This is a genomic window from Sphingobium sp. WTD-1 (assembly GCF_030128825.1).
Taxonomy (GTDB): Bacteria; Pseudomonadota; Alphaproteobacteria; order Sphingomonadales; family Sphingomonadaceae; genus Sphingobium.
Window position 1 is genome coordinate 4,845,192 of sequence record NZ_CP119127.1, and the last position, 15,072, is coordinate 4,860,263.

At 66.7% G+C, this 15,072-nt stretch carries 16 protein-coding genes and 1 other RNA gene; 6 read left to right on the forward strand and 11 right to left on the reverse strand.

Annotated elements, in window-relative coordinates:
- Positions 1-33: 33 nt before the first annotated feature.
- The 10 genes from N6H05_RS24060 to mscL form a co-directional block, all read right to left on the reverse strand.
- Positions 34-2,001: a hypothetical protein gene (locus N6H05_RS24060; RefSeq protein WP_284112019.1), complete on the reverse strand. Its 1,968-nt coding sequence runs from the start codon at positions 1,999-2,001 to the stop codon at positions 34-36.
- Between the two features lie 97 nt (positions 2,002-2,098).
- Positions 2,099-2,483: RNase P RNA component class A (gene rnpB / locus N6H05_RS24065), an RNA gene on the reverse strand.
- A gap of 29 nt (positions 2,484-2,512) precedes the next feature.
- Complete coding sequence (locus N6H05_RS24070) at positions 2,513-3,211, reverse strand: N-acetylmuramoyl-L-alanine amidase (protein WP_188083018.1); 699 nt, start codon at positions 3,209-3,211, stop codon at positions 2,513-2,515.
- A gap of 137 nt (positions 3,212-3,348) precedes the next feature.
- Positions 3,349-4,218 carry a CheR family methyltransferase gene (locus N6H05_RS24075; RefSeq protein WP_284112020.1) on the reverse strand — a complete coding sequence of 290 codons (870 nt, stop codon included), beginning with the start codon at positions 4,216-4,218 and terminating at the stop codon, positions 3,349-3,351.
- Complete coding sequence (locus tag N6H05_RS24080) at positions 4,218-5,312, reverse strand: chemotaxis protein CheB (RefSeq protein WP_284112021.1); 1,095 nt, start codon at positions 5,310-5,312, stop codon at positions 4,218-4,220. The genes N6H05_RS24075 and N6H05_RS24080 overlap by 1 nt, the downstream gene beginning before the upstream one ends.
- Positions 5,313-5,376: 64 nt before the next feature.
- Positions 5,377-5,742, reverse strand: coding sequence for a response regulator (locus tag N6H05_RS24085; protein WP_284112022.1), 366 nt, complete (start codon positions 5,740-5,742; stop codon positions 5,377-5,379).
- 84 nt (positions 5,743-5,826) lie between these two features.
- Positions 5,827-6,264, reverse strand: coding sequence for a chemotaxis protein CheW (locus N6H05_RS24090; RefSeq protein WP_004210415.1), 438 nt, complete (start codon positions 6,262-6,264; stop codon positions 5,827-5,829).
- Between the two features lie 11 nt (positions 6,265-6,275).
- Positions 6,276-8,645 (reverse strand): chemotaxis protein CheA, encoded by a 2,370-nt coding sequence (locus N6H05_RS24095; RefSeq protein ID WP_284112023.1) that lies wholly within the window; start codon positions 8,643-8,645, stop codon positions 6,276-6,278.
- Positions 8,646-8,781: 136 nt separating this feature from the next.
- Positions 8,782-9,054: a hypothetical protein gene (locus tag N6H05_RS24100; RefSeq protein WP_004210413.1), complete on the reverse strand. Its 273-nt coding sequence runs from the start codon at positions 9,052-9,054 to the stop codon at positions 8,782-8,784.
- A 143-nt stretch (positions 9,055-9,197) separates the two neighbouring features.
- Positions 9,198-9,632 (reverse strand): large conductance mechanosensitive channel protein MscL, encoded by a 435-nt coding sequence (gene mscL, locus N6H05_RS24105; RefSeq protein WP_004210412.1) that lies wholly within the window; start codon positions 9,630-9,632, stop codon positions 9,198-9,200.
- Positions 9,633-9,733: 101 nt separating this feature from the next.
- Between mscL and N6H05_RS24110 the strand changes: the two genes are divergently transcribed.
- The 4 genes from N6H05_RS24110 to N6H05_RS24125 are packed head-to-tail and all read left to right on the forward strand — an operon-like array spanning position 9,734 to position 12,363.
- Positions 9,734-10,336: a LemA family protein gene (locus N6H05_RS24110; protein ID WP_004210411.1), complete on the forward strand. Its 603-nt coding sequence runs from the start codon at positions 9,734-9,736 to the stop codon at positions 10,334-10,336.
- A 10-nt stretch (positions 10,337-10,346) separates the two neighbouring features.
- The gene (locus N6H05_RS24115) at positions 10,347-11,147 is read left to right on the forward strand and encodes a TPM domain-containing protein (RefSeq protein WP_284112025.1); all 801 of its coding nucleotides are present in this window, start codon (positions 10,347-10,349) and stop codon (positions 11,145-11,147) included.
- On the forward strand, positions 11,144-11,824 hold the full coding sequence (locus N6H05_RS24120) for a TPM domain-containing protein (protein ID WP_284112026.1): 681 nt from the start codon (positions 11,144-11,146) through the stop codon (positions 11,822-11,824). The genes N6H05_RS24115 and N6H05_RS24120 overlap by 4 nt, the downstream gene beginning before the upstream one ends.
- On the forward strand, positions 11,821-12,363 hold the full coding sequence (locus N6H05_RS24125; protein WP_284112027.1) for an NUDIX hydrolase: 543 nt from the start codon (positions 11,821-11,823) through the stop codon (positions 12,361-12,363). The genes N6H05_RS24120 and N6H05_RS24125 overlap by 4 nt, the downstream gene beginning before the upstream one ends.
- Positions 12,364-12,582: 219 nt before the next feature.
- Here the strand turns inward: N6H05_RS24125 and N6H05_RS24130 are convergent, their stop codons facing one another.
- Positions 12,583-13,041, reverse strand: coding sequence for a DUF6456 domain-containing protein (locus tag N6H05_RS24130; protein WP_284112029.1), 459 nt, complete (start codon positions 13,039-13,041; stop codon positions 12,583-12,585).
- 100 nt (positions 13,042-13,141) lie between these two features.
- Here N6H05_RS24130 and N6H05_RS24135 point away from each other — a divergent pair, with 100 nt between their 5' ends.
- Complete coding sequence (locus N6H05_RS24135) at positions 13,142-13,705, forward strand: helix-turn-helix domain-containing protein (protein ID WP_048938403.1); 564 nt, start codon at positions 13,142-13,144, stop codon at positions 13,703-13,705.
- A 57-nt stretch (positions 13,706-13,762) separates the two neighbouring features.
- On the forward strand, positions 13,763-14,932 hold the full coding sequence (locus N6H05_RS24140) for a glycosyltransferase (RefSeq protein ID WP_284112031.1): 1,170 nt from the start codon (positions 13,763-13,765) through the stop codon (positions 14,930-14,932).
- The last annotated feature ends 140 nt before the right edge of the window (positions 14,933-15,072 follow it).

The following is a 15,072-nucleotide window of genomic DNA, read 5'->3' on the forward strand; positions in this document are numbered from 1 at the left end:
AGCCGCGCCCGGAAAGCCAGCCCCGCGCCGGGATTAGCGACGGAAAGTCACGCCCTGCATGTTGCCGCCGCAGCCAAGGCCGCCATCGGGACGATAGCTTTGCTCATATTTCGCCCGCGTCACGATCTTCGTGCCGTTGGTGCCAAAGATCATCGGCGGATAGGTGATGACCGCCCGCTGGTTGCGGGTCGTGCCGTCCGCCGCAATGTCGAACTGGACCCGCGTCCATCCCTCGACACCGACGGACACCATGTCGGTGGGATAATCGGCGGAGGATACCGGCGCGCTGCGCAGGCTGGGCTTGGCATCGACGATCGAACATTGCTGCGCCGACAATCCGGTCGCGGCATAGTCGGCCCGTGCCGCTTCCAGATTACCGCCGGTCGCCTGCAGGCTCGCCCGCCGCACCAGCGCCGCTACCCGCAGCGGATCATTGGCCGGCAAGGCGCCATCATCGATCACCGCGTTGAGCAGCGCCTGCGACCCGGCCTTTTCTCGGGGCCTCAGATCATCATAGGCCAGGAGCGCGAAGGTCGCTCGTGCATCCGCATCGGCCTGATAGTCGGCGGCGCGCAACGCATAGGGGGAATCGGCCCGGATACGGATATCCACATGCTCGGCGGCATCATGGACCAGGCGGTCGACCAGCAATTGCGCCAGCGGCGGAGCATCCGCCGTCCGCACCACCCGGCGCAGCAGCGGGCCATAGGTCTCGACATCCTCGCGCGCGGCCATTGATCCTGCCAGCAGCGGGATCAGCACCGGCATCAGTTCCACCGCCGCATCCCCCTTCTGGCTGCGGATCAGCTGCGCCTGCTGCAACAGCAGGGCGCGCTGCCGGGTCATCGGCACATTGTCCAGCACCGGGCCGGGGACGCGCCTGGCCTCCAGCCAGTCGCCCAGCGCCTTGGTCGGCCCCGCCAGCATCGACGGGCCGCCTTCCGCCGTCGAACAACGCAGTTCCAGCCGCGTCACGAACCGGAACAGCGCCGGGATATTCTTTACGTCATCGGGCCGCCACGACCAGTCCCGCACCGCCCGCGCAAACGCCAGCGCCGACGGGCCGGGGCGCGATCCATAGACCGGCCGCGCATAGGAAACGGCGCCGCTGTCGCTGATGCCAAATTCCACCACGGCATAATCCTCGGGCTGGACGCCATCCTCGCCACAGCGCGGCAGCGCCATGTCCGCGCCCTGGGTGAAGTCCTGCTGCGGCATGCGCCCGGCACCGGTATAGACCAGATAATTGCGCGCCGTGTCGCGATGGCCGGCCAGCATGGCGGCGATCGACGCATCCGACCGGGTCACCAGATCATCGAAATCGACCCTGGTGGTCAGCCCGCCCTGCTGCTTCACCGCCCGCGCGAACAGTTTTTCCGCAGGATCGAACTGGCCCAGATTGAGCAGCGCCCGCCCCCGGATCAGGTCGATATGCGCCAGCGACGCCTTGTCGAACATCTTGGGGTCTGCGGCGGCAATGGCATTGGCCGCTTCGGCGGCCTTCAGCGCTTCGGCCGGATCGACGAACGTACCGGCCTGCGCCTGTCCCAACAGCGCCTGGATGCGCGCCGCCGGCCCCTCCGCTTCGGCCAGCGCCGCGCTGAAATGGGCCAGCGCGCCGACATAGTCGAGGTCGCCCATCGACACGCGGCCCAGCGTGTAGGCGGCACGATAGCGGTCGGTCGACAGGCTGGCATCATCCCTGGGCAGGGCTGGCGCCGCCTGGTTCAGCAGGTCGCGCGCCTCGGCCCAGCGCGACAGTTCCGCCAGCACCATCGCCTTGCGCACGCGCACGATCGCCAGGCTGCGCGGGTTGCGCACCACCCGGCCTTCGAGCGCGGTGAGGATTTCGAGCGCGCGGGGATAGTCCGCCGCCTCGGTGGCTTGTGTCGATTGCTCGAACAATTGCTGGATCGTGCCGGTTGCGGGCGCGGGCGTTGCGGGCGCGGGGGCAGGCGCTGCCGGCGCCGCCTGCTGCATCGCATGCCCGATAGCGGGCATGGCGGCCATCGCCATCAGCAAGGCCAAATATCTGTTACGCAAACCGAATCCCCCCAAGACCGCGGACCGGTTATTGCGATAACCTCGCAACAGGGGAAATGCCAGAGGGCCTGTAAGCCGGGTTCTGTCCACCCCCAAGGGGGATAGGCGACCATTCCTCTAGGGGACGGATTGCTCCGTCCCTCAAGCAACCAACCCGGGCGGTCTCAGTCGAAACAGACCTAGCAGTCAAGCTGCGCGCCGCCCCTATTCGGTCTTGCTCCCGGTGGGGTTTACCGTGCCGTCTTGCGTTGCCGCAGACGCGGTGCGCTCTTACCGCACCCTTTCAATTTCACTGGGCCGAAGCCTTAGTGACCTGCTTTCTGTTGCACTGTCCCTTGGATCACTCCAGCCGGCCGTTAGCCGGCACCGTCATTTCGTGGAGCCCGGACTTTCCTCGCCGTGGAAGTTACCCGCCACGCCGCGGCCGCCCGGCCCTCTGGCACAGGCGCCTATAGGTGCAAAAATCGGGTCAGTCATCCCCTGTCGGCTTGGGCAGCAACAGGGCGAGCAAAATCGCCCGGCATTCGCCATCGATGACGCCGTCGATCAGTTCCGGGCGGAAGCGCCGCTGGAAGGCGACGACCGCCGGCTCCGGCTCGGCAATGTCATAGCCGAAACGTTCTAGGGCCAGCATGAAGCCGCTGTCGGTCCAGTGCGGGTCCATCAGATTCTTGGTCGGTCGTGGCAGCGCCAGCCGCAGCCGCGCCAGTTGCGCCCAGGGGAAAAGCTCGCCCGGATCCTGCTTGCGCGCGGGCGCAATGTCGCTGTGCCCGACGATATTGCCGCGCGTGATCCGGTGGCGCTGGACGATGTCGTGGACCAGCGGGATCAGCGATCCCATCTGCGCCTCGGGAAAAGGCCGATAGCCCCATTCATGGCCGGGATTGACGATCTCGATGCCGATGCTGGCACTGTTCACATCATCGATGCCGCGCCAGTGCGACCGGCCGGCATGCCAGGCGCGCTTGTCCTCGGCCACCATGCGAATGATCTGGCCATCCTCGGTCACGACATAATGGGCCGACACCTTGGATTCGGCATTGGCCAGCCAGTTGATGGCGCTCGCCGCGTCCGGCATGCCGGTATAATGGAGCACCAGCATGGTGATCGGCAGGCTGCGCTCGTCATAATTGGGCGACGGCGTCTCGATCATGGGGATGTCGGTCATCGCAAAGGGCCTGTCACCACGAAAAGTCCAGTCTCACGCCCTGTTCCGCCCTGCGTCGCGCCGCGTCATGCAGCCACAGGCGGAATCATGGCCGAGACCGGCGCGGCAATCAAGCGTGGTAAATGATCGGCGGACGATTAGCCCGCGCGCCGGGCCGAATTGCCGGCATCGGCCGGCTGGCTCCGCCGCGCATAGCTGCCGCGAAATTCGGTATGCGGCACGAATTCCTCGCTCTGGCCGATCACCGTCTCGCCCGCACCCAGCAGCAGCACCGACCGGTCATGGCTGTGCCGGGCCAGCAGGTCGAACACGCTCTGGCGCCGTTCGGGCGAGAAATAGAGCAGCACATTGCGGCACAGTAGCAGATCATAGGCGCCGGTCGGCACCCGCGCGGCGAACAGATTATCCTGCCGGAAATCGATCATCCGTCGCAGCTCCGGGTTCGCGCGCCAGTCATCGCCCGCCGGCTCGAACCATTTGATCAGGTCGCCGATCGGCAGGCCGCGCTGCACGTCCATCTGCGAAAAGACGCCGCTGCGCGCCTGGTCGATCGCGGCGCTGGAAATATCGGTCGCCAATATCTCGATCCGCCAGCCAGCCCAGCGCGCCGCCTCATTACTGAAGCGGATCGCCAGCGAATAGGCTTCCTGCCCGGTCGAACAGCCCGCGCTCCAGATCCGCAGCACCCGGTCGCCCCGCTCCTCCTGGATACGCGGCAATATCTGCCGGTGGATGAGGTCGAATATCTGCAAATCGCGAAAGAAGCTGCTTTCATTGTTCAACAGCGCGTTCACCACATCCTCGTCCAGGCGCGGATTGCGACTGCGCAGCAGCTTGCCGGCCAGTTCGTCGATATCCTGAAACCCATGGTCGCGCAGCACCGGCTTGAGCGCCGTCTCCATGCGCCAGGCCCGCCCCTCGGACAGAACCTGACCAGTCCGTGCTTCCAGCAGACCCGTCAAAATCCGGGCAGCGCCCGATCCCATCCTGGCAGGAGGCAAGGCCATCAGTCGTTCATCTTTCCGCGTCGTGCGACAAAATCCATGATCGCATGGGGTTCCATCAGGGCACAGGTCAGCCCCGCCCCCGCAACCGATCCCGGCATCCCCCATACCACGCTGCTTGGTTCGTCCTGGGCGACGATCCAGCCGCCCGCCGCCACGATATCCCGCGCCCCGGCCGTGCCGTCGCGGCCCATGCCGGTCAGCACGATCCCCGCCGCACCCGCGCCATAGACATCGGCCATGGCGGCGAACATCGGATCGACACCCGGCAGATTGCCCGACGGCGTCCGTTCCGGGTCCAGCACCACGCTCACCCGGCCATGCAGCCCGCGCCGCAACAGCAGATTGGCGTCGCCCGGCGCGACATAGACGGTGTCGGGCGCCAGCTGATCGCCGGCCTCCGCCACCTTGACCCGCAGGCTGGTCATGCGCGCCAGTTGCTGCGCGAAATAGACGGTGAAACTGACCGGCAGATGCTGGGTCAGCAGGATCGGCACGCCCAGCGGCGCGGTCAGGCCGCTGAACAACTGGCTGAGCGCATGGATGCCCCCGGTCGACGCCCCGATGCCCAGGCAGGCCAGGGGCTCGACCGCTGCGCTGGGCGCATGAGCGGGCGGAACCATGGACGACCGCTGCGCCGGTGCCGTCGGCGCTTCGCCGCCGAACAGCCGGCCGAGCCGATCGATCAATGCCTGGGGAAATTGCTCGCCAAAGCTGCCGCTGCCCGGCTTGGAGAGAATATCGCTCGCGCCCAGCGCCAGTGCCTCGATCGCCGCCGCACTGCCCTCCTCGCAGCGGCCCGACAGGATCGCCACCTTGCCCTGCGGGTTCGATCGCAGGATCGCGGGCAGCGCGGCCAGGCCGCTCTGCCCCGGCAGTTCGATGTCGAGCAGCACCAGGTCGACGCTATGTTCGGCCAGATAGCGCAGCGCATTTTCCGCGCTGTTGGTCTTGTGGACGACGGTGAAGCCGGGATCGGCGTTCAGGATGCGCTCGATCACCGTGCGCACCACCACCGAATCGTCAACCACCAGCGTGCGCACCGCAGGAGCGGTGTGGCTGTCGAGGCTGACCATGGTCGGCACGAAGGCGGTCATTGACGGGCTTTCAGAACGAAGAGGCTGGGAAAGACGGCGATATCCTCGAAGGGAGGAACCGGGCCTAGATGACCCCGACGATCGCCAGCTTGCTCTCCAGCGTCTCGCGGTCGAACGGCTTCATCACATATTCGTCGGCCCCGGCCTCGACCGCCGCCTTGATATGGCCGATGCCATTTTCCGTGGTGCAAAAGATGATCTTGGGCCGGGCCTCCATCTTGGTGGCCGACAGCGCCTGCAGAAATTCCATCCCGCTCATCACCGGCATGTTCCAGTCGAGCAGCACCACGTCGGGCAGGCTGGCCTCGCACTGGGTCAGGGCATCCTGCCCGTCCACCGCTTCGGTCACGGCCAGGTCCAGCGATTCCAATATGTGGCGTGCCACTTTGCGGATGACCTTGGAATCATCGACGACCAGGCAGTTCTTCATGAAGCGTCCCTTTGATTTTTACGTGCCGGGAGGAGAGGCGTAAACGCGAAAGGCGAGGAAATGGTAAACGACGCGGCCAAGCGATCAGGCCGCCTGTGCCTGGGCACCGGCCTCGATGAAGCCGGCCAGCGACACCAGCAGATGGGGCACGCCCTCATGCTCCACCACGCCGCGCGCAAAGGGCATCCAGGCCGAATCCAGCTGTCCGCGCAGCGGCAGTTCGCCCTCGGGCACACGGCAGATATCCGACACGCCATCGACCATCAGGCCATAGCTATGGCCGCTGATATTGGCGATGATCGCCAGATCGCGCTGGTCGGCCGGCGTCGCGCGCCCATGAATCAGCGCGGCGACATCGATGATCGTCAGCACCCGGCTCCGCAGTGCGGAAAGACCCGCGACATGCACGCCCATGCCGGGCACCGGCGATATTTCGGTCAGCTTGACCACCGCCTCGACCTCACTGGCATCGACCGCGATGCGGGCGCCGGCCAGCGTCGCCAACAGATAGAGTTGCTCCATCGCTCTTCCCCTTATCCGCGCGTGCCGGACAGCGCCGCCATCAGCGCGTCCTGGTCATAGCGGTAGATGCTGGCATCCATTGGCCCGGTGGCCCGCGGCGTGGCGCGCAGATGCACCACACGGCATCCCATGATCTCGGCCACCTGGCCGACATCGCCGGCCGAATAGAGCACGATATCCTGCGCATCGACGGCATCGCCCGGCAGTCCCAGCACCACTTCATGCCCGGCCTGGCGCAGCAGCGGCGCCAATATCTCGCGGGTCCAGCCATCCTCCGCATCGGCCAGCAGGCAACGGCCCCGGCTCTGCGGAGCGATCGGCTCCTGCGGCAATGCGGCAAAAAGGGCGAAGGGGTTGATGACCTCCAGATGCTCGCCATCGACCACCGCAACACCGCTCAATACGCCGTGCATCGCCACCATGTCGGGCACCAGCGGCATCTGGACGATGTCCAGCACCGTCGCGACCGGGTAGCAGGCTTCCAGGCTGCCATCGCGCAAGCGCAGCGCACAAACCTTGTCCTCGGCAAAGGCGTGACAGCCGTTCACCACCGGCACCAGCCGCTCGTCCAGCCGGACGAAGGCCTGGCCGCCGGACCGGCCGAACAGGCTGGCGTCGATATCCTCGACCCGCTCGATCAGCGACAGGCGCAGCAGGCGCCGTTCGCCCGACAATTCCTCGAAACGCAGGGCCGCCACCATTTCGACGCCAGCCTCCTGCGCGGCGGCATCAGCCTGCGCGGCATGGGCGCGATCGTCGATCAAGTTCGGCAGGCGCGCCGCATTGGCCAGGCCCGCCGCATCCAGCAGCAGCATCGGCTTGCCATTGTCGGGCAGGGTCATGCCGGCATAGACGCCGCTCGCCATCACCAGCGGCGATGCGGGACGGATCACCAGTTCCTCATGATTCTCGACCGCGGACACGCCCATGGCAAAGGGCACGCCGGTCGCCGATCGCACCACCATCACGGCGCGCGGACCGACCTGCTGCGGCTTGGCCATGCCCAGCACATCTTCCAGGTCGATCATCGAATGGCGGAGCGACCGGATCGTCGCGATCTTGGCGCCGCCGACATCGGCAATCTGCATCATCTCGTTATTGTCGTGCAGTATCTCGACCACCGCCGCGCGCGGGATCGCGAAATGCAGGCCGCCGGCGCGCACGATCAGGCCCGGAATGATGGTCAGCGTCAGCGGCACGCGCAGCGTGATGCGCAGCCCCTGCCCCGGATGATTGTCCAGCGCGATGACGCCGCCGATCCGTTCGATATTGGCACGCACCACGTCCATGCCGACGCCACGGCCGGACACCGCCGTCACCTTGGCCGCCGTCGTCAGCCCCGGCTGGAAGATCAGGTCCAGCTTGTCCTGCTCGGTCATCCGCGCCGCCGCGTCGGGCGTCAGCCGCCCGGCGGCAATCGCCTTTTCCACCAGCCGCGCGCTGTTGATGCCGGCGCCGTCATCGCTGATCTCGATCACGATCTGGTTGCCCGACTGGCGCGCCTCCAGCCGCAACCGGCCGGCCTCCGGCTTGCCCGCCGCGCGCCGCCGCTCGGGCGTCTCGATGCCATGGTCGATGCTGTTGCGCACGATATGGGTGAGCGGGTCGACGACCATCTCCACCATTTCGCGGTCCATCTCGACATCGCCGCCTTCCAGGCTCAGCTCGATCCGCTTGTCCAGATCGCGGCTCAGGTCGCGCACCATGCGCGGCATCGCCGCGAACAGGCGCTCGACCCGCTGCATGCGGGTCTTGGAAATCACGTCGCGCATGTCGGCGACACAGGTGGACAGCCGCTCGAACGCGCTGTCCAGTTCGGGGTCGGCCGACCGGTCGCGCAGCTTGCGCGACAATTCGTTGCGCGCCAGCACCATGTCCGACACGCCGTTCATCAGCTGGTCGATCAGCGACAGCGGCAGGCGGATGGTGCGCAGCGCCTGGCCCTGGCGCACGGCGGCGACCGGGGCCGCCGGTTCTTCGGGCTCCGCTTCCTCGGCTGGCGCGGCCGGCGCCTCCACCTGCGTCAGCGCGCCGATCAGATATTCGTCATTCTCGTTGGGCAGCGCCGCGCCGCGGGCCACCGCCTCGGCCAGTTCGCCGATCCGGTCCATGATCGCCAGCACCGCGCTGACGGTCGCGGGATCGGGCTTGCGATGGCCGGCGCGAATCTCCGACAGCACATCCTCGGCCGCATGGCTCAATTTCTCGAAGCGCGGCAGATTGAGGAAGCCGCAGCTCCCCTTGACCGTGTGGAAGAAGCGGAAAATGGCGTCCAGCCGCTGGCTATCGCCCGGATTGGCCTCCCAGGCGACGACTTCGCCCGCCAGGGCCTCCAGCGTTTCCTGCGTTTCGGATATGAATTCCTGAAGTAACTCGTCCATTCCCACGACCTTTGGATGCGCGCGAGGGCACCATGGCCGGCCGTGGTTAAGGGGCCGTTAAAGGCGAGAGCCGGCAAAGAAAAAGGGCGCCGCAAGCGCGACGCCCCCTTTGGCACGATATCGATGCCGCAGCGGATCAGTGCTGCTTCTTCTCCACCGCGTCGGCGGCAGCCTCGCCCGCCTCGCGGGTGGCGTCGGCCTTGTTCTCCAGCGCGTCGGCCGCATTTTCGGCTGCGTTTTCGGCGTTGCCCGACAGGTTGTCGGCCATCGCTTCCATGTTCGCGGCCTGGTTGTCGAGAGCGTCCGCCTGATTCTCGTAGGCATTCTCGACCTTGTTTTCCTGCTTGGAATCGCACGCGGCGAGCGAGACCATGCTGGCAAGGCCAAGGATTGCGACGAAGCTTTTCACAGCGTTTTCTCCTGTTGCGCCCCCTCAGGGCAGACATGTTCGACACGAGGTTCGGGACGATCCATGCCATCCCGAACCCTGACGCCGATCAACCGGCCGCGCGCCCAATGGTTCCCATCAGGGCCTCGGTTCGTCGCAATCGCTTATTTTTTCAGCGAGTCGCGAATCTCGCGCAGCAGCACGATATCCTCGGGCGTGACGGCCGGCGCCGGCGCTTCCTCGGGCTTGGCCAGAACCTTGTTCACCAGCTTCACCAGCAGGAAGATGATGAAGGCCAGGATGATGAAATTGACCAGCACGGTGAGGAACTGACCCCAGCCGAACATGGCGACACCGGCCGCCTTCAGGTCGGCATAGCTGTTGGGATTACCCTTGAACCCCTCGGGCAAGTCGCCCAGGCGTAGGAAGTAGCCCGAAAAGTCAGCGCCACCGAAAAGATAGCCGACCACCGGCATGATCAGGTCATCGGTCAGCGACTTGGTGATGGTGGCGAACGCGCCACCGATGATGACACCAACCGCCAGGTCCATGACATTGCCGCGATTGATGAACGTCTTGAATTCCGAAATCAGCCCCATGATGAACCTCTTGTCTCGCCTTCGATAAACTCTGCATGGCCCGTTGCACGGCATCCGACAACGCCCTATTTCCGTCAGCGAAACAGAGCCGAGGATGTTCCATGCTTTTCCCGCGTCGCCTCTCCCGCCTTTTGCTGCCGGTCATGGGCGCACTTGCGCTGTCCGCCTGCGGCATCAACAGCGTCCCCACTGCCGAGGAAAATGCCAAGGCCAAATGGGCTGACGTCCAGGCGCAATATCAGCGCCGCGCCAACCTCACCGGCAATCTCGTCGCCACGGTCAAGGCCGCCGGCAAGCAGGAACAGGCGACGCTGACCGCCGTGACCGAAGCCCGCGCCAAGGCGACCTCGATCCAGATCAACGCTGCCGACCTGTCCGATCCGGCCAAGGTCGCGCAATATCAGGCCGCCCAGGCACAGCTGAGCCAGGGCCTTGGCCGCCTGCTCGCCTCGGTCGAGGCCTATCCCGACCTCAAGACCAACGAGAATTTCCTCCAGCTCCAGTCGCAGCTGGAAGGCACGGAAAACCGCATCGCCGTCTCGATCCGCGACTATAATGAAGCGGTGCAGGCCTATAATACCCGCATCCGCACCTTCCCCGACGCGATCGGCGCCAAGCTGATCCATGGCGCAAAGCCGATGGCTCCGTTCCAGGCAGTCACGCCCGGCGCGGAAGAAGCGCCCAAGGTCGACTTCGGCAACTGAGCCGATAACGATGCTCAGGCGCCTGCTGCTGGTCCTTGCGCTGCTGGTCTTCATACCGGCGGCGCAGGCACAGACCTTTCCCAAGCTGACCGGTCAGGTGGTCGATGCCGCCAACCTGCTCTCGCCGCAGCAGGAACAGGCGCTGACCGCCAAGCTGGCCGCGCTCGACAAGCAGAGCGGCCGGCAGGTGGTGGTCGCCACCGTGCCCGACCTCCAGGGCTATGAGATTGGCGACTATGCCTATCAGCTCGGCCGCAGCTGGGGTATCGGCAGCAAGGAAAAGGACGACGGCACGATCCTGCTGGTCGCCCCGAACGAGCGCAAGGTGTGGATCGCCACCGGCTATGGTGTCGAGGGTATCGTCACCGACGCGCTCGCCTCGCGCATCTATCGCACCGCCATCATCCCGCGCTTCAAGGCGGGCGACTTTCCCGGTGGCATCGATGCGGGCGTCAACGAACTCGCCACCCTGCTGACCCTGCCGCCCGAGGAGGCGAAGGCGCGCGCCGCCGCAGCCGAGGCGGAGCAGCGCAAGGGTGACAGCGGCGGCGGCGCCGTCATGCTGGTCTTCTGGGTCATCGTGATCGTCATCGTCGGCATCTCGATGTTCGCCAGCCGCGGCGGCCGCGGTCGCCGCTATCGCGGCGGTGCCGGCCCGGTCATCATCTGGGGCCCGTCCGACAGCGGATGGGGCAGCGGCGGCGGTTCCGGTTGGGGCAGTGGCGGCGGTGGCTGGGGCGGCGGCGATGGCGGCGGCTTTTCCGGCGGTGGCGGCAGCTTCGGCGGCGGCGGTGCGGGAGGCAGCTGGTGAAGCCGGTACAGTTCAGCGAACGCGATCATGACCTTGTCTCGGCCGCCGTGATGGAGGCCGAACAGAAGACATCGGGCGAGATCGTGCCGATCGTCGCCCGCCGGGCCGACGCCTATCATGATGTCGGCCTGCACTGGGCGATCGGCACCGTGTTCGTCGTCCTCGCCTTCTTCGCCTTCTTCCCGGACTATCTGCGCGACCTGGCCGGCCGGCTGCTGGGCGATTGGGACCATCAGGTCGCCGACTGGAAGATGCTGACCCTATTGCTCGGCGACCTGATCCTCGACTTTCTGGTGGTGCGCTATCTGCTGGCGATCATGCCGCTGCGCATGGCGCTCACCCCGCGCGCGACCAAGGCCCGCCGGGTCCGCCGCCGCGCCATATTGCTGTTCCGCGCCGCTGCCGAGGCCCGCACCGCCGGCCGCACCGGCGTCCTCATCTATCTCTCGCTCGACGAGCATCGCGCCGAAATCGTCGCCGACAAGGCGATCAATGATCGCGTCACCCCCGAAGCCTGGGGCGAGGCGATGGCGCTGCTGATCGATGCGGTGCGCGACGATCGGCCGGGCGAAGGCCTTGCCCTCGCCATCGGCCGGGTCGGCGCGATCCTGGCGCCGCATTTCCCCCGCGCCGCCGACGACATCAACGAACTGCCGGACAGACTGATCGAATTATGAGCGACAATGACTGGAACGCGCCCGAGGAAGTCATGTGGACCGGGCGCTTCATCACTGCCAAAAAGCGCGGCAAATGGGAATATGTCGGCCGCGCCCGCGGCATCCGCGCCGCCGTCATCCTGGCGATCGACGAGGATGCGGACGGCCGCCATGTCCTGCTGGTCGATCAATATCGCGTGCCGCTCGGCAAGCGCTGCATCGAACTGCCCGCCGGCCTGGTCGGCGATCATGACGCCGGCGAGGACGCCAGCCTCGCCGCCAGCCGCGAATTGGAGGAGGAGACCGGCTATCTCCCCGGTCGCCTCGAATCGCTCGGCGAATTTTTCAGCTCGCCCGGCATGGTCTCGGAAAGCTTCACCCTGTTCCGCGCCCATGATCTGGTAAAGACCGGTGAAGGCGGCGGCGTCGACAGCGAGGATATCCGCGTCCACCGCGTCCCCCTCGCCGCCCTGCCGGACCAGATCGCCACCTGGCGCGAACAGGGCTTTGCCATGGACGTGAAGCTGCTCCTGCTCCTCGGCGCAGGGTTCATCGCCTGAATGCAAACATACCTCGCCCCTCCCTTCCAGGGAGGGGTTGGGATGGGTAGCGAGCGCAGCGGGGTTCATGGCCTAGGCGCTACGGGCCGCTGCATATTTATTCCGTTCGCCCTGAGCGAAGTCGAAGGGCATGACTGAGCGAAGGCGAAGTCATCGCCTCGCGCCGCTCGGCCGAAGGCTTCGACTTCGCTCAGCCCGAACGGTTCATTTAGCCCCCCCTCACCCTACCCGATACCAGTCCGCCACCCGGTCGAGCGCCAGTCCCAGCACCAGCTTGCCCGCGCGACTGGGCCAGCCCAGCGCCCGCTCCGCCGGTCCCAGCCCTTCGCCCGCGCACACCACCCGCCACAATATGTCCGCCAGTCCCGGCCCCGCCGCCCGCACCGCGCCGTCGAACCGCTCGCGGGCCGAAAGTTGCGCAGCGCTCGGATCGGGCCTCGCCGCTGCGCCGCCCCGTCGCCGCTCCGCCGGTGCCCCGTCCCAGCGCATCGTCACCCGCGCGCCCAGTCCCGCCTGCTCCCAGTCGCGCCGCAGCCGCTCCCCCGCCGCAAGCTGCCGGTCGCTCACATGGCCGCGCGCATGCAGCCAGGCGAGCGGCGATTCCCCCAGATGCAGCTTCACCGACTGCATCTTACCGGCAGGGTCTTCGATCATCTGTTCGACAAACTGGGCGGCCATGGCGGCATCTCCTGACAGGGTGGGAAAGGCCAGGGGCTTGCCACGGCGGATAATCTGTAGGAAAGAGAAAACCAAATAGGTTATCAACCCGAGGACAGCCATGATCACCCGCATCCGCGAGGTCCGCAAGGCCAAGGGCCTGACGCTGGAACAGGTGGGCCTGCTCTGCGTGCCGCCCACCACCGCCCAGACCATCGGCCGGCTCGAAACCGGCACCCGCACCGTCTCGGTCAAATGGCTGAACCGCATCGCCGATGCGCTCGGCGTCACCAGCGCGGAACTGGTCGCCCTGCCCGGCCAGAGCGAAGTGCCCGTCGCCGCCCTGCTCGGGCCGGAGGGCGCGCGCGCGCCCGTCCGCGCCCTGTCCTTCCCGCCGCCCGTGCCCGCCGACGGCATGATCGGCATCCAGGTCAATGCCAGCATCGGCGACTATCGCAGCGGCGACGCCATCTGGTGCCGTCGTATCGCCCCGGCCGATTTCGCCAGCGCCTTGAACCGCGACGTCCTCTTCCCCCGCCCCGCCGGCCGCTTCCTGTTCGGCCGCCTCATCGGCCGCGAGGGCGACCGGCTCCAGATATTGCCGCTCGGCCATGGCGCCCGGCAACAGGTGCTGACCGACCCACCCTGGGGCGCAGTGGCGGTGCAACTCGTCCGACGGCTATAGCCAAGCGCCCCCGCCACGCCTAAGCCTCGCTTAACCGACCTGCAGTAGGGAAGGCCCATGACACTCAACGTCCTCACGCTTTCCACGCTCTTCCCGGACATGAGCCGGCCCAATTTTGGCGTTTTCGTCGAGCGACAGGCGCGCGAACTGGCGAGCCGCCCCGACGTCAGCGTCACCGTTGTCGCCCCGATCGGCATGCCGCCCTGGCCGCTGTCGCGCGCCGGCCGCTATGCCCCGCTGCGCGCCCTGCCACCCAAGGAAAGGTGGAAGGATCTCACCGTCTATCGGCCGACCTTCCCGATCATCCCGAAATTCGGTGGCCGCACCAATGTCCTCACCATGACCCGCGCGATCCTGCCACTGGTCAGGCGGCTGCACGCCCAGACCCCGTTCGACGTCATCGACGCCAGCTTCTTCTTCCCCGATGGTCCGGTGGCCCAGCGCCTGTCGAAGGCGCTCGGCATCCCCTATTCGGTCAAGGCGCGCGGCGCCGACATTCATCATTGGGGTACGCAGCGCGGCACCAAGAAGATGGTGAAGCGCGCCGCCGACGGCGCCGCCGGCCTGCTCGCCGTCTCGGCCGCGATGCGCCGTTCCATGGGCCGGATGGGCATCGATGCCGACAAGATCCGGGTCCATTATACCGGCGTCGATCTCGACCGCTTCGAAATCGCCGACCGCGATCAGGCCAAGGCCGCGCTCGGTTTCGAAGGGCCGCTGATCCTCTGCGTCGGCGCACTCATCCCGCGCAAGGGGCAGGATATTCTGGTCCGCGCCCTGCCGCTGCTGCCCGGCACCACCCTGCTGCTCGCGGGTCAGGGCCAATATCGCCGGATGCTCGAAAATCTCGCGCAGGAACTGGGCGTCGAACGGCGCATCGGCTTCCTCGGCTCGGTGCCGCACGACCGTTTGCCGCGCCTCTATGCCGCCGCCGACGTGATGGCGCTGCCGTCGGAATCCGAAGGGCTGGCCAATGCCTGGGTGGAATCGCTCGCCTGCGGCACGCCGATCGTCATCACCGATGTCGGCGGCGCCCGCGAACTGCTCGACCGCCCCGAAGCCGGCAGGATCGTCGATCGCGAACCCGAAGCCCTGGCCGAAGCGATCGCCGACATATTGGCCGACCCGCCCGAACGCGAAGCCGTCCGCGCCGCCGCCCTGCGCTTCACCTGGACCGCCAATGGCAACGCGCTGCTCGATCACCTCACCGGCATGGCGCGAGGCTGAAGCTGTCGAGAATATGCCTCCGCCCTCCGCTGGGACGGCGAAATTGGGTGGGAAGCTGACTGGCGGCTTACGGGAAAGCATAGGCCGATAAAGGTCATTTTGCCATGCCGGAAAGCCCTTAAACGAGGTTGTCGGACACA

Bases quoted from the DNA above. Each gene is read 5' to 3' on its own strand.
- N6H05_RS24060 (WP_284112019.1), bottom strand. From the start codon at position 2,001: ATGCCCGCTATCGGGCATGCGATGCAGCAGGCGGCGCCGGCAGCGCCT.
- N6H05_RS24070 (WP_188083018.1), bottom strand. From the start codon at position 3,211: ATGACCGACATCCCCATGATCGAGACGCCGTCGCCCAATTATGACGAG.
- N6H05_RS24075 (WP_284112020.1), bottom strand. From the start codon at position 4,218: ATGGCCTTGCCTCCTGCCAGGATGGGATCGGGCGCTGCCCGGATTTTG.
- N6H05_RS24080 (WP_284112021.1), bottom strand. From the start codon at position 5,312: ATGACCGCCTTCGTGCCGACCATGGTCAGCCTCGACAGCCACACCGCT.
- N6H05_RS24085 (WP_284112022.1), bottom strand. From the start codon at position 5,742: ATGAAGAACTGCCTGGTCGTCGATGATTCCAAGGTCATCCGCAAAGTG.
- N6H05_RS24090 (WP_004210415.1), bottom strand. From the start codon at position 6,264: ATGGAGCAACTCTATCTGTTGGCGACGCTGGCCGGCGCCCGCATCGCG.
- N6H05_RS24095 (WP_284112023.1), bottom strand. From the start codon at position 8,645: ATGGACGAGTTACTTCAGGAATTCATATCCGAAACGCAGGAAACGCTG.
- mscL (WP_004210412.1), bottom strand. From the start codon at position 9,632: ATGGGGCTGATTTCGGAATTCAAGACGTTCATCAATCGCGGCAATGTC.
- N6H05_RS24110 (WP_004210411.1), top strand. From the start codon at position 9,734: ATGCTTTTCCCGCGTCGCCTCTCCCGCCTTTTGCTGCCGGTCATGGGC.
- N6H05_RS24115 (WP_284112025.1), top strand. From the start codon at position 10,347: ATGCTCAGGCGCCTGCTGCTGGTCCTTGCGCTGCTGGTCTTCATACCG.
- N6H05_RS24125 (WP_284112027.1), top strand. From the start codon at position 11,821: ATGAGCGACAATGACTGGAACGCGCCCGAGGAAGTCATGTGGACCGGG.
- N6H05_RS24130 (WP_284112029.1), bottom strand. From the start codon at position 13,041: ATGGCCGCCCAGTTTGTCGAACAGATGATCGAAGACCCTGCCGGTAAG.
- N6H05_RS24135 (WP_048938403.1), top strand. From the start codon at position 13,142: ATGATCACCCGCATCCGCGAGGTCCGCAAGGCCAAGGGCCTGACGCTG.
- N6H05_RS24140 (WP_284112031.1), top strand. From the start codon at position 13,763: ATGACACTCAACGTCCTCACGCTTTCCACGCTCTTCCCGGACATGAGC.